The 23,124-nt window shown below is 47.8% G+C and carries 20 protein-coding genes and 4 pseudogenes; all 24 read right to left on the bottom strand.

Annotated elements, in window-relative coordinates:
* Positions 1-54 precede the first annotated feature (54 nt).
* The 24 genes and pseudogenes from ACTWJ7_RS05440 to upp all read right to left on the bottom strand — a co-directional run bounded on the left by ACTWJ7_RS05440 (position 55) and on the right by upp (position 22,732).
* Complete coding sequence (locus ACTWJ7_RS05440) at positions 55-1,776, bottom strand: phospho-sugar mutase (RefSeq protein ID WP_024632704.1); 1,722 nt, start codon at positions 1,774-1,776, stop codon at positions 55-57.
* 57 nt (positions 1,777-1,833) lie between these two features.
* A complete protein-coding gene (gene fabZ, locus ACTWJ7_RS05435) occupies positions 1,834-2,265 on the bottom strand; it encodes a 3-hydroxyacyl-ACP dehydratase FabZ (protein ID WP_024632705.1) in 432 nt (143 codons plus the stop codon).
* A gap of 482 nt (positions 2,266-2,747) precedes the next feature.
* Complete coding sequence (locus ACTWJ7_RS05430) at positions 2,748-2,969, bottom strand: DNA-directed RNA polymerase subunit beta (RefSeq protein WP_301880107.1); 222 nt, start codon at positions 2,967-2,969, stop codon at positions 2,748-2,750.
* 12 nt (positions 2,970-2,981) lie between these two features.
* Positions 2,982-3,821 carry a flagellar hook-basal body protein gene (locus tag ACTWJ7_RS05425; protein WP_024632707.1) on the bottom strand — a complete coding sequence of 280 codons (840 nt, stop codon included), beginning with the start codon at positions 3,819-3,821 and terminating at the stop codon, positions 2,982-2,984.
* Between the two features lie 593 nt (positions 3,822-4,414).
* Positions 4,415-5,298: pseudogene (locus ACTWJ7_RS05420) on the bottom strand (flagellar hook-basal body protein).
* 102 nt (positions 5,299-5,400) lie between these two features.
* Positions 5,401-6,398: pseudogene (locus ACTWJ7_RS05415) on the bottom strand (rod shape-determining protein).
* Between the two features lie 219 nt (positions 6,399-6,617).
* Complete coding sequence (spoIIID, locus tag ACTWJ7_RS05410; RefSeq protein WP_024632710.1) at positions 6,618-6,905, bottom strand: sporulation transcriptional regulator SpoIIID; 288 nt, start codon at positions 6,903-6,905, stop codon at positions 6,618-6,620.
* Positions 6,906-7,076: 171 nt separating this feature from the next.
* Positions 7,077-7,813: pseudogene (locus ACTWJ7_RS05405) on the bottom strand (peptidoglycan DD-metalloendopeptidase family protein).
* An 890-nt stretch (positions 7,814-8,703) separates the two neighbouring features.
* Positions 8,704-9,488 (bottom strand): annotated as a pseudogene (gene spoIID / locus ACTWJ7_RS05400) (stage II sporulation protein D).
* Positions 9,489-9,828: 340 nt separating this feature from the next.
* Positions 9,829-10,047 carry a hypothetical protein gene (locus tag ACTWJ7_RS05395; RefSeq protein ID WP_443145179.1) on the bottom strand — a complete coding sequence of 73 codons (219 nt, stop codon included), beginning with the start codon at positions 10,045-10,047 and terminating at the stop codon, positions 9,829-9,831.
* A gap of 467 nt (positions 10,048-10,514) precedes the next feature.
* A complete protein-coding gene (murA, locus tag ACTWJ7_RS05390; protein ID WP_024632713.1) occupies positions 10,515-11,861 on the bottom strand; it encodes a UDP-N-acetylglucosamine 1-carboxyvinyltransferase in 1,347 nt (448 codons plus the stop codon).
* A 520-nt stretch (positions 11,862-12,381) separates the two neighbouring features.
* A complete protein-coding gene (locus ACTWJ7_RS05385; protein ID WP_024632714.1) occupies positions 12,382-12,639 on the bottom strand; it encodes a DUF1146 family protein in 258 nt (85 codons plus the stop codon).
* A 603-nt stretch (positions 12,640-13,242) separates the two neighbouring features.
* Entirely contained in the window at positions 13,243-13,647 is a 405-nt protein-coding gene (locus ACTWJ7_RS05380; protein ID WP_079350329.1) for a F0F1 ATP synthase subunit epsilon, read from the bottom strand.
* Between the two features lie 59 nt (positions 13,648-13,706).
* On the bottom strand, positions 13,707-15,110 hold the full coding sequence (gene atpD / locus ACTWJ7_RS05375; protein WP_024632716.1) for a F0F1 ATP synthase subunit beta: 1,404 nt from the start codon (positions 15,108-15,110) through the stop codon (positions 13,707-13,709).
* A gap of 96 nt (positions 15,111-15,206) precedes the next feature.
* Positions 15,207-16,079, bottom strand: coding sequence for an ATP synthase F1 subunit gamma (atpG, locus tag ACTWJ7_RS05370; RefSeq protein WP_024632717.1), 873 nt, complete (start codon positions 16,077-16,079; stop codon positions 15,207-15,209).
* Positions 16,080-16,249: 170 nt separating this feature from the next.
* Positions 16,250-17,764 carry a F0F1 ATP synthase subunit alpha gene (gene atpA, locus ACTWJ7_RS05365; RefSeq protein ID WP_024632718.1) on the bottom strand — a complete coding sequence of 505 codons (1,515 nt, stop codon included), beginning with the start codon at positions 17,762-17,764 and terminating at the stop codon, positions 16,250-16,252.
* Between the two features lie 16 nt (positions 17,765-17,780).
* Complete coding sequence (locus ACTWJ7_RS05360; RefSeq protein ID WP_079350327.1) at positions 17,781-18,329, bottom strand: F0F1 ATP synthase subunit delta; 549 nt, start codon at positions 18,327-18,329, stop codon at positions 17,781-17,783.
* Positions 18,326-18,814 (bottom strand): F0F1 ATP synthase subunit B, encoded by a 489-nt coding sequence (atpF, locus tag ACTWJ7_RS05355; protein ID WP_079350326.1) that lies wholly within the window; start codon positions 18,812-18,814, stop codon positions 18,326-18,328. The genes ACTWJ7_RS05360 and atpF overlap by 4 nt, the downstream gene beginning before the upstream one ends.
* A 114-nt stretch (positions 18,815-18,928) precedes the next feature.
* Entirely contained in the window at positions 18,929-19,153 is a 225-nt protein-coding gene (gene atpE / locus ACTWJ7_RS05350; protein WP_017691934.1) for a F0F1 ATP synthase subunit C, read from the bottom strand.
* Between the two features lie 78 nt (positions 19,154-19,231).
* Positions 19,232-20,050, bottom strand: a complete 819-nt coding sequence (atpB, locus tag ACTWJ7_RS05345; RefSeq protein ID WP_024632721.1) for a F0F1 ATP synthase subunit A — start codon at positions 20,048-20,050, stop codon at positions 19,232-19,234.
* 45 nt (positions 20,051-20,095) lie between these two features.
* Positions 20,096-20,473: an ATP synthase subunit I gene (locus ACTWJ7_RS05340; protein ID WP_079350325.1), complete on the bottom strand. Its 378-nt coding sequence runs from the start codon at positions 20,471-20,473 to the stop codon at positions 20,096-20,098.
* Positions 20,466-20,720, bottom strand: coding sequence for an AtpZ/AtpI family protein (locus tag ACTWJ7_RS05335; RefSeq protein ID WP_079350324.1), 255 nt, complete (start codon positions 20,718-20,720; stop codon positions 20,466-20,468). Before ACTWJ7_RS05335 ends, ACTWJ7_RS05340 begins: the two co-directional genes overlap by 8 nt.
* A 186-nt stretch (positions 20,721-20,906) precedes the next feature.
* Positions 20,907-22,064 carry a non-hydrolyzing UDP-N-acetylglucosamine 2-epimerase gene (gene wecB / locus ACTWJ7_RS05330; RefSeq protein WP_079350323.1) on the bottom strand — a complete coding sequence of 386 codons (1,158 nt, stop codon included), beginning with the start codon at positions 22,062-22,064 and terminating at the stop codon, positions 20,907-20,909.
* A gap of 38 nt (positions 22,065-22,102) precedes the next feature.
* Positions 22,103-22,732 carry a uracil phosphoribosyltransferase gene (gene upp, locus ACTWJ7_RS05325; RefSeq protein WP_024632725.1) on the bottom strand — a complete coding sequence of 210 codons (630 nt, stop codon included), beginning with the start codon at positions 22,730-22,732 and terminating at the stop codon, positions 22,103-22,105.
* Positions 22,733-23,124 lie beyond the last annotated feature (392 nt).

The following is a 23,124-nucleotide window of genomic DNA, read 5'->3' as shown; positions in this document are numbered from 1 at the left end:
ACCTTACGGTGCGGAGAGGCTTTCTCATGTTCTTGCTCAGTACTGCATTCGTATTTATTGTGCGTCTACACGCGTCATCACTGTAGTTGCCAGACGTTCGATACGGCTTTCCGCGTCTTCCAAGCTCTCTCCACGCACGGCGAAGTACACTTTAATCTTCGGTTCTGTTCCCGAAGGACGCAGGCAGAACCATGATCCGTCTGCCAAAATATATTTCAGAACGTTCTCTTTAGGCAAGCCATCCAAGCCAAGGGAGTAATCCAGCACATCTTGTACAGCGATACCGGCTACTTCTTGTGGCGGATTGGAACGCCAGTCGGTCATTTTCGCCTGAATTTGAGCTACGCCATCCTTGCCTTTCAGCGTACGGGACTCCAACTTCTCCAGAAAATATCCGAATTGGCTGTACAGCTCTTGCAGGACATCATAGAGAGTTTTGCCTTGGTTTTTATAATAAGCAGCTGCTTCAGCAATCAGCATCGCCGCCAGGACAGCATCCTTGTCACGTGCGTAGCTGCCTGCCAGGTAGCCATAGCTTTCTTCATAACCGAACAAGAACGTATGACTGCCGGTTGCTTCGAACTGGTTCATTTTTTCACCGATATATTTGAAGCCTGTCAGGGTGTTCATCACTTCTGCACCGTAATGCTCGGCAATGACCGCTCCCATCTCGCTGGTTACAATCGTTTTGACAACCGCGCTGTTTTTAGGTAGTTTACCCGTCTCTTGCAAGCGGCTTAACACATAATGCACCATGATGGCTCCGGATTGGTTACCTGAGAGTACGAAATACTTGCCATCATTATTTTTAACTACCGCACCCATGCGGTCTGCATCCGGATCTGTACCGATCAGAATGTCCGCACCCACGGATTCACCCAGCTTCATTGCGAGTGTGAACGCTTCGCGTTCTTCCGGGTTAGGGGATTTCACAGTTGAAAATTCAGCGTCTGGTTGTTCTTGTTCTGCTACAATGTGAACCTGCTCGAAACCGATTTGTTCCAACACACGTCTTACAGGCACATTTCCTGTTCCGTGCAGAGGAGTGAAGACGATTTTGAAATCACGGCCGACGCCGGATTGAATCAGATCACGACTGAGACTCAGGCTGGCAACTGTATCAACAAATGCCTGATCTTCCTCTTCTCCAAGCCATACGAGCAATCCTTGGGCTTCGGCTTCTTCTTGCGTCAGCTTTTTCACATCCGCGAGGGAAGGAACTTCCTGAATGTATTGGATGACTTTCTCCGCTTCGTGCGGTACCAGTTGGCCACCCTCATGGTTGTACACTTTGTAGCCATTGTATTCAGGAGGATTATGACTTGCCGTCACCACAATACCGCCGGTTGCTTGCAGATGACGTACACTGAAGGAAAGCTGAGGCGTAGGACGCAGGGAAGTAAACAGCTTAGCTACAATGCCATTCCCAGCCAGAACCAGGGCCGCATCCAGTGTGAACTCAGGTGAGAAATGACGGGAGTCATGTGCGATCACTACAGAAGGCTTACCTTCTTTGTCGCCATGTTGCTCCAGCAAATAACGCGCAAACCCTTGCGTTGCACGACCCACGGTATAACGATTCATCCGGTTGCTTCCCGCTCCAATTACACCACGCAATCCACCTGTACCAAACTCCAGATTTCTGTAGAAACGATCTTCCAGCTCTTTCGGCTGATCCTGCAAATCACGAAGCTCCTGTTTCGTCGCTTCATCAATCGAAGCATCCTCCAACCACTGCTGCAATGTTTGTGCTGCTGTTCCGCTTAACTGTTCCATTCCTGCAAACCCCTTCCTTCTATATAAAATTCAATTGAGTTCTGAACTATACAATCATTAGCTTGGGTCAGACAGTGCGAACATGATCTCGCCTTCAGCTACCACTTTGTCGCCCACTCTGGCTGTAGCTTTGCCTTTACCAATGGAACCTTTAAGACGCGTAATTTCCACTTCCAGCATCAACGTATCTCCAGGCACAACTTGTCCACGGAAACGGAAATTATCCAGTCCCGCCAAAAAGCCGATTTTGCCTTTGTTGCCTTCCAGATTAAGAATGGCTACTGCACCAACTTGTGCCAGTGCTTCTGTAATCAACACACCCGGCATAACCGGATACTCTGGAAAATGACCAATGAAGAAAGGTTCGTTAATGGTTACATTTTTTAATCCAACGGCACGTTTGCCATCCTCTAACTCTACAATCTTGTCCACCAGCAAAAATGGGGGACGGTGCGGAATAATTTCTTGAATCTGTTTGATGTCGAGCACAGTGTAATCTCCTCTCAGGGTCATTTATATGAGAATTCTCCATCATGGACTGACGTCAAGCGCAATAGCGGTCGTTACGGTTACGGATCGTTCTTTCGATCGCTGTTGTCCCCGAATTTTCTGATACATTTTAGAGTGGTCTAAAATTCGGTGACAAAGGCGAGCGCTTCGCTTCTTCTGAACGATTCCGTCCCCTCCACTTACTTTAGTGCGGAAGCCGTCAACCCCAACATGATCAAGTCGATGCTCATATAAATGTGGTTTTCATTTAATTGTGTATGAAAAGCATATTTTCAGTTAACACTAGTTATATCCTTCATGACTGCAGTAGTGAAGGTTGAGATAAGGGGTCTCTCTTCGCGATGACGAAAGTCTTTCGCAGGGGAGGCCTCTTTTGCTGTGAAACGTCATCCATCATTATACTGTTTTCAACGCCAAAAGAAAACTCCTGCCTGCGCAGGAGTTTCGCATATATCGTTCATCTACGGAGCGAACACCAAATCATATACATGTTCCCATGTACTCCACTGCAATACGGAACCGATATCCTGTTTGCCCAGTACCACGTAGCCAGCCACCAATCCGCCAGCGAGGGCAAGAACAAGCAGGACCGGAACCAGAAACCATCTTGCGATGCGCCATCCACTCTTCTTCTTGACTTTCGTCTTATCCGGCTTGCTGTTCTGCTGCTGTGTATCTGTCATCACATTCACCTTTTATGCTCTCATATTGTTGGCGAGACCCGCCATGGAATCACTGGATGTTAACGCACGTGCCGCCAGTTGGTAAGTTCGCTGTCCTTGCATCAGCAAAGCCATCTCCTGGGTCAAGTCCACGTTGGATTGTTCAATGTAGCCTGCACGAATCATAGCTGTCGCTTCACGTGTAGCAGCATTGGCTCCAAATACATCATTTTCGGTTAGACCAGCATCCAGACCAAACAAGTTATCTGCATACTGCACAAGCCCTTCCGGGCGCTCGATATCAACGAGTTGCAGTTGGGCACCAATCGTTGCATTGGCTTCATTGCCACGACGGATCAACAGATTGCCTTTTTCATCAAAAGCAACCTTGCTGTTATTCGGTGCCGTAATGCGATTACCTTGACGATCCAATGCAAAATGGCCTTCCCCATTGACCAATACCATCATGTCTGGTGCATTGGGATTCGTTTTGGGTCTTGTATCAGGGACAAAATGGAATGCGCCTTGACGCGTCCACATTTTCTCACCATTTGCTTCAACGGCAAACATCGCATTGCCTTCAATCGCCAGATCGGTAGGGTTGCCTGTCTCATTGAGCGTACCTTGAGTCATATCCTTTGTCACATCCGCTAAACGTACGCCAAACCCGAGATTATATCCCATTGGGGTTGAGCGTCCATCCAGCTTATACTTATCCGGCTGCTGCTGCACTCGGGTCAGTACATCCTCGAAGGCTGCTTGCTTACTCTTATAGCCTGCCGTATTCACGTTGGCAATATTATCGGAAATGACATCCAGACGCTGCTGTATTCCGGTCATGGAGACCATTGCACTAATCATGGAATTATTCATTCGGTGGTTACCCTCCCCTGGTTCTACCCTCCCAAACACTCCCTGGTAGGGAGGGCCCCAGATGGCGCTGCCCTCTGGACTCCCGAAACAGGCGGAGTAGGTAAGTAAGGTACGATCTTGCTAAGTGACGGTGGTATGTGTGCGCCGCGACTGCCCAGCTATGATTCTCGCCATGGTTTCACATGGCTGAATCACAGCTGGGCACGCTCTTTATGCTGCGGGTAGCTCCGCGTGGTCTCTCCTTGCTTTGCTTCGCAAAGGACTGTCGAGACCGTCGCTGCGCTAAGGGTACTGCTGCGCAATCTCGCATAGGCTCGGCTGCGTTTAGGCTTTACGCTCCGCGTGGTCTCTCCTTGCTTTGCTTCGCAAAGGACTGTCGAGACCGTCGCTACGCTAAGGGTACTGCTGCGCAATCCTCGCATAGGCTCGGCTGCGTTCAGGCTTTGCGCTCCGCGGGTCTCTCCCTGCTTTGCTTCGCAAAGGACTGTCGAGACCGTCGCTGCGCTTGGATTACCGCTTCGCGTGAGCCTCTCTGCTTTGCTGCGCAAAGGGCGTTTGGCTTTTCGCTACGCGGTTATATTGGTATGTCGGCGTTATACACGCCCAACTTCATTAACCGCTTTATCCAGACTACGGTCGTAGAATTGTACGACCTTCTGGTTCGCTTCATATGCACGGAATGCGGCGTTCATATCCACAGTTGCCTGTGATGCATCCACATTGGAGCCTTCCAGGTAGCCCTGACGGATCTGCACATTATCACCGGCAGCCAACATCCGTGCAGTTGCTCCATTCTGATCATTCAGGCTGAAATTACCATCACCTTGACGTACCAGTTGGTTGGGTTGATCGATGACGCTGATTCCCAATGTAACTCCTGTCGGTACACCCGTCTCTGCATTGACAAGACGACCTTGCTCATCCACTTTAAATTGGTCTACTGCACCTGTCAACACAACGGGTTGTCCATTATTATCCAATATCTGTGATCCCGTTGAGCTCAACAGCTGTCCTGTTCCTGTAACCTCGAAGTGACCATCACGCGTATATCTTGTGTTACCTTCTGCATCCTGCACTGTAAAATACGCTTGAGGCTGGTAGGTTACTGTACCATCAGCCCGTACAAATTTGCCTGAACCGTCAAACGAGATAGGTTGTCCTGTCTGTGGATCATTCACGGCCAGATTGGACGAAATGGAAAAATCACTCTTTTGCCCAGTTTCCATAATGGCTCCTGCAAATTCATGGACAAACTTTCTTCCGCGAACACACCCGTGTTCAGCTTGCCCAGCCGCTTCGTCGGAAGATTGGCATCTCCGCCTACCAACGTAATGAGCATTTCCGGAAAAGAACGGCTTACGCTGTTCACTTGTTTATATCCCGTTGTGTTCATATTTACGATATTCTGCGTTGCGGTGTCATGGCGGCGTTGCTGCGTAATCATTCCCGCCGTAGCGGTGTACAGACCTCTTAACATGTATTAACCCCTCTCCTCAAGCGCTTGTCCTGCATAACAGGATAACTGCTTGTCCGTTCTTCTCCCGAGCCTGGGCGAACCTTTGCTTTTTATATCGGCAGATTAGAACTTTTTCTTAACCACCTGATCCAAATTATTCAACATAATGCCTGTACCTTTGACGACACAATGCATCGGATCCTCTGCAACCCATACCGGTACATGCAATTCATTGGACAACAGTTCATCCAATCCGTTCAGCAAAGCACCCCCGCCTGTCAACACGACACCTCGATCAATAATATCTGCTGACAATTCTGGTGGCGTCCGCTCCAATACCGACTTGGCTGCAACGATGATGGATTGCACGGAATCCCATAGCGCTTCCTGCACTTCATTTCCCGACACCGTTACGGTAACAGGCAACCCGGATACCATATCCCGTCCGCGAATGTCCATCTCCGTCTGACGTCCGCCCGGATGTACCGAACCAATCGCAATTTTGAGGTCTTCGGCTGTACGTTCACCGATCATGAGCTTGTATTTGGCTTTGATAAACTTGGTAATCGCTTCGTCGAACTTGTCCCTGCGACTTTAATAGAAGAGGCGGTGACTACGTCGCCCATAGACAGGACTGCAACGTCAGTCGTTCCGCCGCCGATATCCACGACCATATTGCCGCTCGGCTGAAAAATATCCATTCCCGCACCGATCGCTGCCGCTTTCGGCTCTTCTTCCAGAAATACTTCTTTGGCACCGCTGCGCTCAGCAGCCTCACGGATAGCCTTCTGCTCCACGGAAGTAATGTTGGTTGGTGCACAGATCAAAATACGCGGGCGGCTGTGCCAGCTTCTTGCTCCCACACGATTAATGAAATGTCTAAGCATTGCTTCCGTAATTTCGAAGTCCGCAATAACACCGTCACGCAGCGGTCTAATGGCAACAATGTTACCTGGAGTACGCCCCACCATACGACGCGCTTCTTCCCCAACAGCAAGGACCCGCTTCGTATCGCTTTCAATGGTCACGACGGAAGGTTCATCGAGGACAACCCCACTTCCTTTCACGTGAATAAGCACGTTCGCCGTGCCAAGATCAATACCGATATCCTTGCTAAACATAAAAGAGCCCCCAAAGTGATATTATTTGGTCAGCGTATCCTGTGAAAAAGAGTCCCTTATCACGTCACCGCTCGTTCGACAAAGTGCAACATATATATGTAAAAATCGGGCTGATAAGATGTCATAATTCGATCCTGTACCAGCTTTTAACATATCATACTTCAGGGGAGGGATTCAATGCATGTGTGAGCTTTTTAGCCTACGTCTTTCCGCAGGTCCTTACGATTTAGCCGAAGCCAGCACCTCGCGTTTTTTACCGCTTGTTTTTTTGTATTTAATTTTGGTCGCTTCACCGCCCCGCAAATGACGGATGGACTTGTGATACTCCAGAATGTGTTTCACCTGGTCAGCAAGATCAGGGTTAATTTCCGGCAGACGCTCCGTCAGATCCTTATGCACAGTACTCTTTGACACGCCGAATTCCTTGGCAATGGTACGGACCGTATTCCTCGTCTCAACAATGCAGCGACCAATTTTTATGGTCCGTTCCTTGATGTAATCGTGCACGCTCCCGCCTCCCTACTGTGTGGATAGTTTGGTACATTATATGAGGAGCATGCCTATATATTCGCGGTTTAAAGGTGTGACAAGCTTCGAAGGTCCCATTATTTTCTGAAAAGCACAAAAAGAGCAGAGGAGAATTCCCTCTGCCCGTCATGTTGCTGCGATAAAAATCATTTATTTTTCCGGAAGATATCCTTGCGGGTTAACCGGTTGTCCGTCTTCGTAAACTTCAAAGTGAAGGTGGTTGCCCAGCGTTTTTTCCAGTTCATTGACGCCAGCCGATGCAATTGCATCTCCTTGCTTCACTTCATCATCCTGTTTTACTTTGACGTCAGCCAAGCTTTGGTACACGGTTTTGAGGTTATCACTATGTGTGATTTCCACAACTTGACCTGTCAGCGGGTTTTGTTCAACCCGGGTCACTTTTCCGCCGAGTGCTGCTTTGACTTCAAACGTTTTGTTATCCCCGCGTGCCAGATCTACACCCGTGTTCGGAATAAATGTGTCATTGTACTGCACCATCGCTGCTTCATGTTCCTCCGTAGACGCTTCGTTGTCATAGAAAGGTTTAACTACCGAAACTTCTGAAGGAACCGCTACCGGCCATACAAAATTCTCCGACTTTGCAACAACTTCCACACTTTCCTGCTCTCCGTTTACCGCTGTTCCTTCTGTGCCCGATGCGCCTGTTTCTACTACCCCACTCGTAGGATCCGAGTTCAGCGTTTTTTGCCTGTGCCCTGATAGACCCACACTAAGGTTAGTATAATGCCTGCTGCTGCGATGTAGGCTGCCGGGAAGACCCAACGTTTGGACATTGCTCTTCTCCATGAAGAGGGCTGGCTAGCCGGTACTCCTTGAGTTGTTTTAGGAGTTTCTTCTTGGACTGTTTTTTTGTTTTGTTCATTCATCTTGATCACCTCAGTAACAAGTGTTACCGGGTGCAACTCTTTTATACACGCGCGACTCTAATTATTTTCACGAAACTTTCAAAGAGTGCTATATAAGGCGAGATTGGGGTGTTACACTGGACCACTCCGCGTTCAGAACAACCTTTCGACCGCTGTTACTCCCAGATTTCTTCTATCACCTTCTTCAAAGGTGAAATCCGGGAGTAAAGGCGGACGCTTCGCTCCTACAGGTTTTTTCTGAACTCTCCGTTCCGGTGTAACTATGATCAGCCTGATATAGCCAAGTCTTGAAGGCTCCGGAAAGGGGGGCGGTAGAGAAACCTGGATTGGCTGTAATGGCCGATCCTTCTATGAAATGAGTTGATGAAAGCAATTTAACGTGATTATAGGTGGATGAGATTAGCTCTATTTCGCGATATAAGATGTCTGAGAATCGTTAGAGTGTTCCGGTAGAGTAGCAAGAAGCGAAAGAGCAGGGCGGCAGAGGCCGCTCTAATGGTTATTTCTACCGCACAACAATTCGAGAGCAATCTACTACCGGAAACTTCCTAACAACACTGTGCATTTTATTGAAAAAAGAACACTATTCCCAGCAGATTTTACTAAAAGCATCTAACGAACCTGATCAGCGCTATTGCGGCATTTCACGTCCGTTGGGTCATATAACGAATCTCAGAAACGCTATTCTCTGGATTACTGGGATATTTCGATGTAATTGCAGCTTTTCTGCGGAATTAGCTTCTCTGAGATTCGTTAGAATTTCTATTGTTCAACATAAGGCCTAATAAGATGTTTGAGATTCGTTAGCCCTCCAACCGGGAAGAAGGAGAGCCTACATAGATCACTGTTAAACAACTGCTTATCTCCTTATATTCATTCGTTTCAGTTTCCTACTTCGATGCCAGCATCTTGGATGCCTGTCCGAAGGAGATACCGGTGTAGTAGTGTTTGAGAATCTGGGTCGCGGTGTGACCCTCCTGTGCCATGCCGTTGGCTCCCCACTGGCTCATACCCACCCCGTGACCGTATCCATAGGTTGTAAGCTGAACCTCATCCCCGTCCGTCTTCCAACTGAACTGGCTGGATCTCAGCCCAAGCAGCTTTCGAACCTCTGGCCCGCTAAACGTTTTTCCTGCAATCTGTATCTCCTTAATCCGATGGCCCTTTGTAGTAGATAAAACTTCCATCCATGAGCCACTCTGCTGAGCTGTAACCGGGATGGAGCTCGCCCCGAGATTCAACTTCTGGAGAATCTCACTGCGCTTCATTGTAATCGTTTCTTCAAAGCCTGGAGCCAGGTTTTTATCCCACGGACTACTTACACTTTGCAGGTAAGGTACAGGGTTGCCCATACATCCTCTGCATTTTCCGTATATCCATTACTTGTGGAGAAAAAGGAGGCGGTAATCGCCTTGCCCTGATATGTCATGACGGCATCCTGGCTTTCACGAACAGCCTGCTGCAGCTTCTCCCATTCCTTCGCTTTCCCCAGGCGCGTCCAGTCCGCTTTTACTTGTTCAGGTGGTATAAACACCTGATGACTCACCGTATCCGTCACATCGGCTCCTCCTGAAGGTACACCGCTTGTATCGTTTGCCGCCAGCCTTCTTACGATAAATGTCCTGGCTGCAATGGCCTGCGCCTTTAGAGCTTCCAATCTGAACTCAGCTGGCATCTCGGCAGCGACCACTCCCGTAACATAATCTTCAAGTGGCAGGTTCATCGTCGTACCGGTTGCAGACAGGTACACCCTCACCTTAGGTTCTGGGTAGGTTACTGGCACCGCTGGCGAAGGTGCTGGAGTCGTTATACTGCCTGTACCAGGTGGGACAGGGATCGGTTTAACAGGATCATTCGCCCGCGGCCAGACCAGAATGGCGGGGATCAGCAACGCGAGAGCCAGTACTGCAGAAACAGCCGCTGCCGGCTGCCAGCGAGTGTTGTTCTTGCCCCATCTGCGGCCTCGGCCAAACGTACGCATTCGTCGGCGCTTCACACGACGAAACTGGTCCAATTCAATGACGGGCATGTGTACCCGCATTGCAGCTTGCCCGGCTGACTCCTGTTTGGGCCAGGCCGTCTAGGAGATGTTCGTATCGTTTCTTCTGGGACAGTTCTGATGTTCGTTGAAGCAAGCTTGTCTTTTCCACACCGAAACCAGCATTCCCTTCAGGTTCCTTCACTTGTGGACGAGGCACAAGAGGTACCTTAACCTGCACACGGGCTTCTTTCATTTTAATATAACCCTCCGTTGTCCATGGCCGGTCAAAGTGCCGGTCCTTTTGTTCAAATCCATAGTTTAGGGTATGAGCCTGCCCGATCTGATAGAACCTGATTTAAGAGAAACGAAGGCATTCCATATGTGGTTACTTCTAACTTACTCCTGTTATGTATTATTCAAAAACGTTGATCTGTCGCGGTATTCCGTTACATAGGGCACGCCCCCTCCCACTAAAAGCATGCTCTTTCATTCTGTTCAGAATTGGTACAGAATATGATGTTATGCTATATAAGTTAGGACCAGCTATTAATAGAATCAGGTACTGATTCAGTGGATCGTAGAACATAAAAAAAAGCCAAGCCATATGGCTTAGCTTTCGAATTTAAATTAGTTGACGGGAGATGCTCTCGTAACCACAATTCACACTGATTGATGTGTGATTGATCCTACGCAGAGCAACGACCATCGTCCCAGTGGACGTTAAGCCCAGGTCGGTTGTACTTTGAACATCGGTACTTCTTCCCCGACTTTTTCGTTCGATGCTTTAACTGCATCCAGCTTAGGCTCTTCCACCGAAATACGATAAATGTCGGCTCCGAGTCCGTTAAGCTTCTCAGCGAGATGGACGTAGCCACGGTCGATGTGATGAACACCGCCTACTTCTGTTGTACCTTCGGCAACAAGACCCGCAATAATGAGTGCGGCACCCGCACGCAAATCGGTAGCTGTCACTTTGGCACCCTTCAGCTTGGCATTACCCGTGATGATGGACGAACGTCCTTCAACTTTGATCTCCGCATTCATCAACTGGAATTCATCCACATGCATGAAGCGATTTTCAAAAACAGTCTCTGTCACAACACTGGTTCCCTCAGAAGCAAGCAAGAGTGCCATCATCTGGGATTGCATATCGGTAGGGAAGCCTGGGTATGGTAATGTTTTCACATCCACAGCCTTGAGCGGACGATCCGCAATAACGCGAACGCCATTCTCGTCAGGATGAATTGTTACACCCATCTCTTCCATCTTCGCAATAACAGAACCCAAATGGTCTGAAATCGCACCTTCGATATACACATCGCCACCGGAGATTGCAGCAGCAGCCATGTAGGTACCTGCTTCAACCCGATCCGGAATTACCGTGTGCTTCACACCAGACAGTTTCTCCACACCTTCGATGCGGATGACTCCTGTTCCGGCTCCCCGCACTTTGGCACCCATTCCATTCAGGAAATTGGCAAGATCCACAATCTCTGGCTCTTTTGCCGCGTTCTCCAGAACAGTTACACCTTCAGCCAATGTTGCAGCCATCATAATATTTTGAGTGGCACCAACGGAAGCCACATCCAGATAAATTTTCGCGCCACGCAACCGTCCTTGGCTGCGAGCTTCTATATAGCCTTGGCCCAAGCTGATCTCAGCGCCCATGGCTTCAAAACCTTTCAAATGCTGATCAATTGGCCGTGTACCGATGGCACATCCACCAGGAAGTGAAATTCTTGTATGACCCATACGCGTCAACAATGGCCCCATGACCAGAAAAGACGCCCGCATTTTACTTACCCATTCATACGGTGCCTCACAGGAAGTAAGTTTCTCCGCATTTACGGTAATCACTTCGTCCCGGTATGTAACACCCGCTCCCAGCGATTCCAACACCTTGTTAATCGTCATCACATCGTCTAGAGGAGGAGCGTCAATAATAACGCTTTGTCCTTCTTCCCCTAAGAGAGAGGCAGCGATGATCGGAAGAACAGAATTTTTAGCGCCGCTAACTTTGACACTTCCGGTCAACCTTTTGCCACCGCGGACGATAAATTTGCTCATCATGGTTCCCTCCGCGCTTTTATTCCCTTTTCTTCATTCCGGAATACGTGAGCCCTTCTGTAATAGAAAAGACTGTTGCTGTGTGTGGAATTTCGACATAACCTGGCAAATAATGCCCTTGATGTCTATTCAGAAAAGAATTGGTTTATGATCCATATCGATGATACCACGTGCATTGCATGATGCCTTCCGACTTGTAAATATACTGCCTACAGGCCAGCAAGCATCTGAACAGACAGATTGGGATGATTATTAGCCGGATTCAACCGGATATCCCGTTTATAACCACAAAATAAGTGAACAATTGTGAATTCCCTAACTTCCATCATAACATTGTTGAATTGTACGATACAAGCATTTTTACATAAAACATCTCAAATTCATCCAATTACACGTCACACTTTTCACTTAATTTCTTTTGCCGACAACTCATACTCTAATTGTTAACACAATTAATCGATGTTATTCGACATTGAACTGCTTGAAGAACCTAACAGATGATTAACCAACCATCTCGACATTAAAACAAATTGCGCAACATTTGTGTCCATGACAAATAGTCAATGACAAAACCTGAAACAGCGTGCCCCAGTATAATGGCCAACAATAAGTGTAACAGTCTTCCCTGTGCTCCTCGTGGCTGCCTGATAATTAAATCCAGCTTGAGATTCTGCAAAGCCCACCACGCCAACGCTATACATAAAAGAGAGACGATAATTGAGACTAAGCCATTCGTACTTAATGTCTGGTTCAACTGATTCGTCAGGTCAGTATCCATATATTCATTACCTCCACATTTGTTGCAGCGATCAGCATAATTATGCCTGACATTCATAACTTGTTAGAACAATGGAATGACTTGAACACAACATACTGAGTTTACTGTCGGACTTACTCCTGTTATTCAGGAAATCTGGATGCCCAATCACGGAGCAGCAACTACTTGGCTGTGAATGACTATGGAATTCATCAACGCAGCTTCCTGCATCTGCTGACTCTATGGAATATAGGCTCTTTCATCATACATTGTCAATTACATTGATTTCCACTTAGATCATATTTTAAATTCAAAATGCCGGGATTTTGTGACTAAAACGACATAAAAGAGCGCTATTTCGATATCGATCCTGTCATTTCCTCGGAAATAATTTGGAATTTCGTCGTTAAAAATGGTTCCAACAGTGATCATTATCGCCACGACTTTAGTCCTACATTCTATTCAACTGCCCATAAACGGTGAATACAATTAACTTTATTTACCGTTAAATTTCGTGCTTCAGCTGAAGATTGCATCCGTATATTTTACTGTAACTGGAAAAGATAACGCTCTGAAAACTCAAAAAAGCCCGGCAGACTAAGCCGCCAGGCTCCAATGAACAGTCTATTTGCCGTATACGTTGATCCGGTTAACCGCTTTTTGCAGAGCAATCTCTGCCCGGCGGTGATCAAAATGGTCCTGATTGCTTTGGCTACCAAGACGGCGTTCTGCCCGCTCTTTCGCCGCACGCGCACGGTCCACATCGATATGTTCCGGGAATTCGGCACTTTCTGCGAGGACAACAACCTTATCCTTACGGACTTCGATAAACCCGCCGCCAATAGCGACGCGTTTATTCTCTTTACCGTTTTTGATATAGATTGGTGCAATTTGCAAAGGTGTAACCATAGGGATATGACCTGGCAGAATGCCCAGCTCCCCTTCAATGCCACGAGCTGTGATACTATCCACTTGTTCTGAATATACCAGACGCTCAGGCGTTACAATTTCCAACAAAAAGGTGCTCAATTCCATCCCTCCTGAAACTATCCGATAGCTCGCTTCATAAGGACAATCCTGGATTCAGATTATACCAGTGTTTTAGCTTTCTCCACTGCCTCTTCAATCGTACCCACGAAGAGGAAAGCTGCTTCCGGAAGATCGTCGTGCTTGCCTTCGAGAATTTCTTTAAAGCTGCGCACCGTTTCTTTAACCGGAACGTATTTACCCGGAATACCGTTAAATGCTTCAGCAACGTGGAATGGCTGGGACAAGAAACGTTGAATCTTACGAGCACGGTAAACGAGCGCTCTGTCTTCCTCACTCAGCTCGTCCATACCCAGAATCGCAATAATGTCTTGCAATTCATTGTAACGAGCCAAGATGCGTTTAACGCCTTGAGCTACGTTGTAATGTTCTTCGCCTACAACTTCAGGGGACAAGATCCGGGAGCTGGATGCCAGCGGATCTACCGCAGGGTAGATACCCATCTCGGAAATTTTACGTTCCAGGTTCGTCGTTGCATCCAAGTGGGCAAACGTCGTTGCTGGAGCCGGGTCAGTATAGTCATCCGCAGGCACGTAGATGGCCTGGATGGACGTTACAGAACCTTTTTTAGTCGAAGTGATCCGTTCTTGCAGTTGACCCATTTCCGTTGCCAGCGTTGGTTGGTAACCTACCGCGGAAGGCATACGTCCGAGCAAGGCAGATACTTCTGAACCTGCTTGGGTGAAACGGAAGATGTTATCGATAAAGAGCAACACGTCACGGCCTTCTTCATCACGGAAGTATTCCGCCATGGTCAGACCTGTGAGGGCTACACGAAGACGTGCGCCTGGAGGCTCGTTCATTTGTCCGAAGACCATTGCTGTTTTGTTGATAACGCCGGAATCACTCATCTCGTGATACAAGTCATTACCTTCACGTGTACGCTCACCAACACCTGCGAATACGGAGATACCACCGTGCTCTTGTGCGATGTTGTTGATCAATTCCTGAATCGTTACGGTTTTACCTACACCGGCACCACCGAAGAGACCGATTTTACCACCTTTGGCGTAAGGAGCCAGCAAGTCGATAACTTTGATTCCTGTCTCCAGCATTTCAGCCTGGGTAGTCAGTTCATCAAATGCAGGAGCCGAGCGGTGAATCGGATTTTTATGTGCAGCAGCTACAGTGCCGCCAGTATCAATAGCTTCGCCGAGTACGTTAAATACACGACCCAGTGTCGCTTCCCCGACTGGTACAGAGATTGGAGCTCCTGTATCTACGGCTTCCATACCACGAACGAGTCCATCCGTGGAGGACATCGCGATACAACGTACCCGGTTGTCACCCAGATGCTTTGAAGCTTCGAGTGTAAGATTCACACTTACGCCGCTTTCGCTTACTGTAGTGATCGTAATGGCATTGAGGATTTCCGGCAGACCGCCGCGATCAAACTCGACGTCAACAACCGGACCCATGATGCTCACAACGCGTCCTTTGTTCATCTTAACGTTCCCCTCCTACAAGCCTGCTAGTTTTGCAGAAATAATGTTCCGTTCTCTCATATCTCTGCACTGCAAGCCTTCATTAATAAAAAACGGTTAGCCTTGTGCTGCGTTGGCACCTGCCACTATTTCCGTAATCTCCTGCGTAATCGCCGCTTGACGGGCACGGTTATACGTCAATGACAAGTCGTTAATGAGTTTGGATGCATTTTTGGTTGCATTACCCATCGCCGTCATTTTCGCTCCCAGCTCACTCGCCTTACCGTTCAGAAGTGCACCATAGATCAGCGTTTCCGCATAACGAGGTAGCAAAACTTCCAGTACAGCTTCCGCTGAAGGCTCATATTCGTAGCTTGCCGTTGGTCCTTCCGCAGCAGTTACCTCAGGTGTCTCCATCGGAAGAAGGCGCTCTACCGTAGGAATCTGGGTCAACGCATTCACAAAGCGGTTATAACAAATGTACAACTCATCAAATTTAGCCAGCTCAAACCCTTGAACAGCCTCGTGTGCAATGGATTTGATATCTGCAAATGCTGGTGAATCGGATAGATCCGTTGTAACGGATGCCATCGCAATTTCGCGCCGTCTGAAATAATCGCGTCCTTTACGCCCAATGACGAATAATTCGTAATCATCCTGAGAATTGTGGCGCTCTTTGAGCGTCAGATTGACCTGACGCAAAACGTTGGCATTGTATCCGCCCGCAAGTCCGCGGTCCGATGTAATGATCAGATACGCTGTCTTTTTAACCGGACGGCTCTCCAGCATCGGATGCTGAATACCTTGCGTGCTTGAAGCAATACTAGCCACAACTTCTTTCAGTTTCTCCGAATAAGGACGGGCTGCCTCAGCTTTCTCCTGCGCTTTACGCAGTTTAGCGGCAGCTACCATCTCCATTGCTTTGGTGATCTGCTTGGTGCTTTGTACGCTTTTAATTTGCCGCTTTATTTCGCGCATGCCTTTTGCCATGATTTCACCACCTTAAAGTTTTGACGAAGTCAAAACTACATCGTAAGCATAATCTTACTTTGACAACGTCAAAGTTACTTCGTAAACCTATCAAAACTTGGACAGCGTCAAAGTTTTGCATGCAGACATGCGGAATCGGTTAGACAACTCCGCAGCTGCATATCATCTATTTAGACGGAGACAGCAAAGCTCTTTCTGAACTTCTCGATAGCACCCTTCAGCGCATTCTCATTGTCTGCAGTCAATTCTTTGGTATCACGGATGGATTGAAGAATCTCAGGATGGCTGCTCTCCATGAACGCGAGGAATTCGTGCTCAAAACGAGTCACATCACCTGTAGGAATTTCATCCAGGAATCCTTTAACCGCTGTGTACAAGCTGACTACCTGTTGTTCTACAGGCAGAGGCTGGTTCACACCCTGCTTCAGAATTTCCATCATACGAGCACCACGATTCAGGCGGGCCTGAGTCGCTTTGTCCAGATCGGACCCGAACTGGGAGAACGCTTGAAGCTCACGATATTGAGCGAGGTCGAGACGCAGGGAACCTGCAACCTTTTTCATCGCTTTGATCTGAGCAGAACCACCAACCCGGGATACGGAAATACCTACGTTGATCGCAGGACGTTGTCCAGCATTGAACAGGTCAGCTTCAAGGAAGATTTGTCCGTCCGTGATGGAGATTACGTTCGTCGGGATGTATGCAGATACGTCGGAAGCTTGTGTTTCAATAAACGGCAGTGCGGTTAAAGAACCACCACCAAGTTCATCATTCAGCTTCGCAGCACGCTCCAGCAAACGGGAGTGCAGATAGAAAACGTCACCTGGATATGCTTCACGGCCCGGAGGACGACGAAGCAGCAAGGAAAGCTCACGGTATGCGGAAGCTTGTTTGGTCAAGTCATCATAAATGACCAGAACGTGCTCACCTTTGTACATAAAGTACTCACCCATCGAACAACCGGAATACGGTGCGATGTACAAGAGCGGTGATGGGTCGGATGCTGCCGCAGTTACAACAATTGTGTACTCCATAGCGCCTTTACGACGAAGAGTTTCCACAACTTGTGCAACTGTAGATTGTTTTTGACCGATAGCAACATAGATACATTTCATGCCGCTGCCTTTTTGGTTCAGGATGGCATCTATTGCGATCGATGTTTTACCTGTTTGACGGTCACCGATGATCAACTCACGTTGTCCACGACCGATTGGAACCATGGCATCAATCGCTTTGATTCCTGTTTGCATCGGCTCATGAACCGATTTACGATCCATTACGCCTGGTGCTTTACCTTCAACCGGACGGAATTCCGTTGTTGCGATTGGCCCTTTGCCATCCACAGGAATACCGAGTGGATTAACAACGCGTCCAATCAAAGCTTCGCCAACTGGCACTTGCATGATTTGACCGGTACGTTTTACTTGGTCGCCTTCACGAATATCATAGTAAGGTCCCAGGATAACGACACCGACATTGCTCTCTTCCACGTTCATGGCGAGTCCCATAACACCGCTTGGGAATTCAACCAACTCATTGGACATAACGTTCTCAAGTCCGTATACACGAGCGATACCATCACCGACTTCAATAACCGTCCCGACTTCGACTACATCGATATCGGTCTTGTATTGTTCGATTTGGCTCTTAATTAATGTACTGATTTCTTCTGGTTTGATACTCAAGTGTCCTCACCCCAATCTACTGTACTCGTCTGTTAAAAGACTGCTCAAGACGTTCGAGCTTGCCAGCCAAGCTGCCGTCATAGATCGTATCGCCAATGGCGACCTTCAATCCGCCCAGCAGAGTCGGATCAACAATATTCTCGATACGAATCTTTTTATTCACACGGCCACCGAATTCACGGGCTACCGCTTCTTTTTCTTCATCATTCAATGCATAAGTCGAGTAGACGCGCGCATCAGCTATGCCGAGCGACTCGCCTTGGATCTTCAGATAATCATTCAGCAAAGCTTCCAGCAATTCAACGCGTCCGCGCTCAATCAACAGCAGCACGGTGCGAAGGACAGGTTCGGATACCTTGCCATCAAGGCTTGAATGAAGCACATTCTGCTTGGCTTCATCAGAGATGTTCGGAGATACGATAAATTTTTCAATATCAGCATCCCCGGTCAATGCACTAACAACCGCACGCAGTTCCTGTTCAACTTGAAGTACCTGCTGTTGCTGAAGAGCAACTTCGAACAATGCTTTCGCATAACGCTTGGCAACTATCGTATCGCGGCTCATTGTCGGCCTCCTACCTCATTGAGGTATTGGTTCACAAGTTCCTCTTGTGCAGGACCGTTCTCAACTTCTTTTTTGATCAATTTGGAAGCGATTTGAACGGAAGCTGTACCCAGTTCGCTGCGAAGCGCTGCGACCGCTTTGTTCTTCTCACTCTCGATCTCACGTACAGCATCGTCTTTGAGACGATTAGCTTCTGCTTTCGCATCAGCCAGGATCGATTCGGCTTGTTTGCCGCCCGTTTGTTTGGATTGTTCAATAATGTCGTAAGCATCTTTGCGCGCTTGCTCCAGAGCTTGTTTTTGTTCCTCCACATAGGCAATGGCCTGTTCCCGAGTCTGAGCAGCCTCATTCATCTGCGTCATCACGAGTTCACGACGTTTTTCCATAATGGAGAACAAAGGACCGAAAGCATAACGGCTAAGCAGCCAATATAAAATTACAAATGCAATCATCGCAAGAAGCGTATTTTCCCATATGAAACTCAATCTGTTCACTCCTTCCTGGAGGTATCCTTGAAACGTCATCCGTTAGAACGGACATTACCTAAAAAGAAGGCGCGGATGGCTATGGCCTTCCCCGCCAAACCTGTATCGATTTAATTAAGCCATACCATAGAACATGAACGCCAATACCACACCGATGATCGGCAATACCTCGATCAGACCTACACCGATAAACATTGTTGTTTGAAGAGTGGATTTTGCTTCCGGTTGACGGGCAATCCCTTCCACCGTTTTGCTGATTACCATACCGTTACCAATACCTGCGCCAAACGCGCCCAGTCCTGCAACAATTGCTGCTGCGATTAATGCCATTGCTCCCATTTGTATATCCTCCTTAAAATGTTAAATCGAATTTTTTATTGTTCAGCCTGGTGAAGAAATCTTCGTAGGGCTTGAAACTTAATGTTCGTCATGCGTCTCGATGCTTTGTGAAATGTACACCATCATCAAGATTACAAAAACAAATGCCTGGATTGCGCCGATAAAGATACTAAAGCCCTGCCACACCATAAGCAACGGAATCGCTGCAATGGCACCAAACACTTTGAATGTGGTCAGCTTCAGGATCGTTGTAATCAGTACCTCGCCCGCGAAAATATTCGCGAACAAACGCATTCCGTGTGTTAGCAGCTTGGATGCCGTCTCAATCAGGTTGATCGGCAAGAACAAGGCGAACGGTTTAAGATAATGTTGCAGATATCCTCTTGTGTTACGGAACAATCCCAGTCCATGAGACACCAGGAATGCTACGAGTGCCAATCCCATCGTTACAGACAAGTCAGCTGTCGGTGATTTCCACCAGGCCAGCTCAACGTGCGGGTGTGCTTCAGGGTCCTTGGCATGCGCTTCTTCAAACGCGTCTACTGCCGTAACAATCGGTTGACCGAACACCTGCGCATGTTCTGCGCTATCCACCGCGGTTACCGCCTGAAACGGAAGACCGAGCATGTTGCCTACAAAAATGAACATAATCATGGAAAGAGCGAGAGAGATAAAATGTTTCCCTTTCTTCATGTCCATCGTGCTGGAAATCAGATTGCGGACGAATTCTACTGCCCACTCCATAAAATTTTGCAGCTTGCCGGGATTTTCAACGGATAATCTCCGTGTTGCCAGTACAGCAAAAATAAAAACAAGTGCACCTGTTACAACCAGCATCAACAGAACCGATAGATCCAGTCGAAATCCGCCAAGCATAATAATTGGAGCTTCATGCATATTTTTCTCACCCCTTTCTCGACTTGAAAGCTGCAGCACCTAACATCATTCTGCTCTGCGGGAATAGACGATCCCTATAATCAGTAAGGAAAATTGTGCAAGGACCAGACCGCCTGCAACCGCATATGTATTGAAGTACTGCGGAAAGCGCATCGATATGAAGATACCGAGCACTGCGAGTGCCGCTCTTGTCAAAAATCCCAGGTTCACACGCTTCAAGTTACCTTCTGCCGCATCATCCGACATTTTCCTTACTTTGTAGCCCAGGTAAAATGCATTTATCCAGCTAATTCCTGTACCCAGGGCCAGTCCCAAAGCAATTGTCTCCACACGTGGCATAAAGGCCGCAGCGAGAAAACAAATCATAAGAAAGTACATGATGAAAACAGTCATCATTCTGCGGTATCTGGTTAGTTCACTCATCACTTTCCCCCATGAATTTTTTCGCGATAAAGTAGATGCTTACACCGCCCGCCGCCAAGAAAAAGAGAACGCTTACGGCGATCCATATTCCGTTACCTCCGATGGTCTTGTCCAACCAGGAGCCAACGTAATATCCAGCAACAGCGAGAATGGCAATCTCGATTCCAAAAGCTGTCACGAGCCCCATTGCTTTCCACACATTATCATCATGGTTACGGGATGAATTTGGTTTGTTCGAATCGGCCATTTTCCACGCCACCCTTGCAATCCCAGTTAATTTTACTGAATGATGAGAGCCTTTGTCAATTGAATGATTTTAGTGTTTTAAAGGGGAAAACGACGGGATTACAGGCCCTCAGAGCCCATAAACCCGCGTAAACCGTACAGTTTAACTGTATGCTGTACCCTTTATAAATCCGTCAGAAAAAATGAATTATTTTTTGAATTTTCTGTGAAATGATTCCGGACGTTCACTATTCACACCAAAATGATGCAAAATCGCATTGACAATTCTTTCCGAAGCATGTCCATCTCCATAAGGATTGGCCGCTTGACTCATGCTTGCATACAGTGTTTCGTCTGTAAGCAGAGCTCTGGTCCGCTCATATACATGTTCCTCTTCGGTACCCACCAGCTCCAGTGTTCCAGCCTCGATTCCCTCCGGACGCTCCGTTGTGTCCCGCAGAACGAGAACAGGCACACCAAACGAAGGTGCTTCTTCCTGCAAACCGCCTGAATCTGTCAGAATCAAGTGCGTATGCGGGTAAAAGTTATGCAAATCCACCACGTCTAGTGGATCAATAAGTTGAATACGGGGGTGATTCCCCAAAATCGCGTGAGCCGGCTCCTTCACAGCAGGACTTGGATGCACCGGGTACACGATGGCAATATCCTCAAACTCGTCGGCAATCCGTTTGACAGCCTGGAAAATGTTACGGTGAGGCTCGCCTTGGGATTCACGGCGGTGAGCTGTCATCAGCACAAGACGCTTGCCCTGTGCCCAATCGAGTACCGGATGTTTATAATCCTGCCGTACTGTATATTGAAACACATCTGTTACCGTATTGCCTGTGACATACGTACTAGACTCCGGTTTATTTTCTTTGGCAAGGTTGGAAGACGACCAGTCCGTAGGCGCAAAATGCAAATCAGCAAGCACCCCGGTTAACTGACGGTTCATTTCTTCCGGGTATGGAGAGAGCTTGTTCCACGTCCGGAGGCCCGCTTCCACATGCCCCACCTGGATCTGTTGCAGGAACGCAGCATAGCTGGCTACAAACGTTGTCAGCGTATCCCCGTGAACCAATACGATATCCGGCTTTGCTTCACGCAAAACCGGCTCCAGACCTCCCAGCACACGAATCGTAATTTCATTCAGCGTCTGGCGGTCTTTCATCACATCGAGATCGTAGTCCGGATGAATATCGAATACCTCAAGAACCTGATCCAGCATCTGACGATGCTGTGCAGTAACGCAAACGATCGATTCAATAGATTCGGGATGTTTCTGCAGTTCCAAAATAAGCGGAGCCATCTTGATGGCTTCCGGGCGCACCCCGAATATCGTCATGACTTTAATTTTCTTGGACATTGAAGCAAAGCCCCTTTTCTATTCAGCATGCAATATGCTTATTTAGTGCCGTACAGACGGTCTCCTGCATCTCCCAGTCCGGGAACGATATAGCCGTGATCATCCAGACGATCATCCAGCGCAGCAACGTAGATGTCTACATCCGGATGGGCTTCTTGAACGGCTTTTACTCCTTCAGGAGCTGCAACCAGATTCATCATTTTGATTTGTGTGCAGCCGCGTTTTTTGAGCACGTCAATAGCAGCAATGGCAGAACCACCCGTTGCCAGCATCGGATCGATGACAATCAGTTGACGCTCAGTTACGTCTGTAGGCAGCTTGGTGTAATATTCTACCGGTTGCAGTGTTTCCGGGTCACGGAACAGACCAACATGTCCAACTTTTGCAGCTGGCAACAATTTTACAACACCATCCAGCATGCCGAGTCCTGCGCGCAGAATTGGTACCAGTCCGAGCATACGTCCAGAAATAACTTTACCTTGTGTTGCAGCTACAGGAGTCTGTACATCAATCGTCTCCAGCTCAACGTCTCTTGTAATCTCGTAAGCCATCAACGTTGCTACTTCATCCACCAATTCACGAAAATCTTTCGTATTCGTACGCATGTCGCGTATAAACGTCAGTTTGTGTTGAATCAAAGGGTGATCACATATTACTAATTTTCCCATCTAATTTGTCCCTCCGGTATGTTCTTCATGTTCAGCATTACCAAATATGCCTAATCATCATTCATAGGCCCCGATAAATCCTGTATATTATATCATCACCTACACCGAATTACACCATCAAAGGGCACCTAATCATCACAGAAAACCGAATCCTACAAAAATAGGACCGGAAAAATGAGTCTTCCGGTCCTGTTTGCTCGTGATGTTATGTCGTTGAGATGATCAAATGCATGTAAACACAGCAATGCTCCGCAAACAGAATGACCTTTCGATCGCTGTTATCCCCGGATTTTTTTGAACCCCCTTATTAAGGGAAAATCCGGGGATAAAGGCGAACGCTACGCTTCTCCATCTTCATTCTGTCTGCTCCGTCTGAGTGTTTACATTAAGAA

It is taken from the genome of Paenibacillus sp. 1A_MP2, from assembly GCF_052244825.1.
GTDB lineage: Bacteria > Bacillota > Bacilli > Paenibacillales > Paenibacillaceae > Paenibacillus > Paenibacillus vandeheii.
The sequence above is the reverse complement of the archived record's forward strand: the minus strand, read 5'-3'. Positions and strand labels throughout refer to the sequence as shown.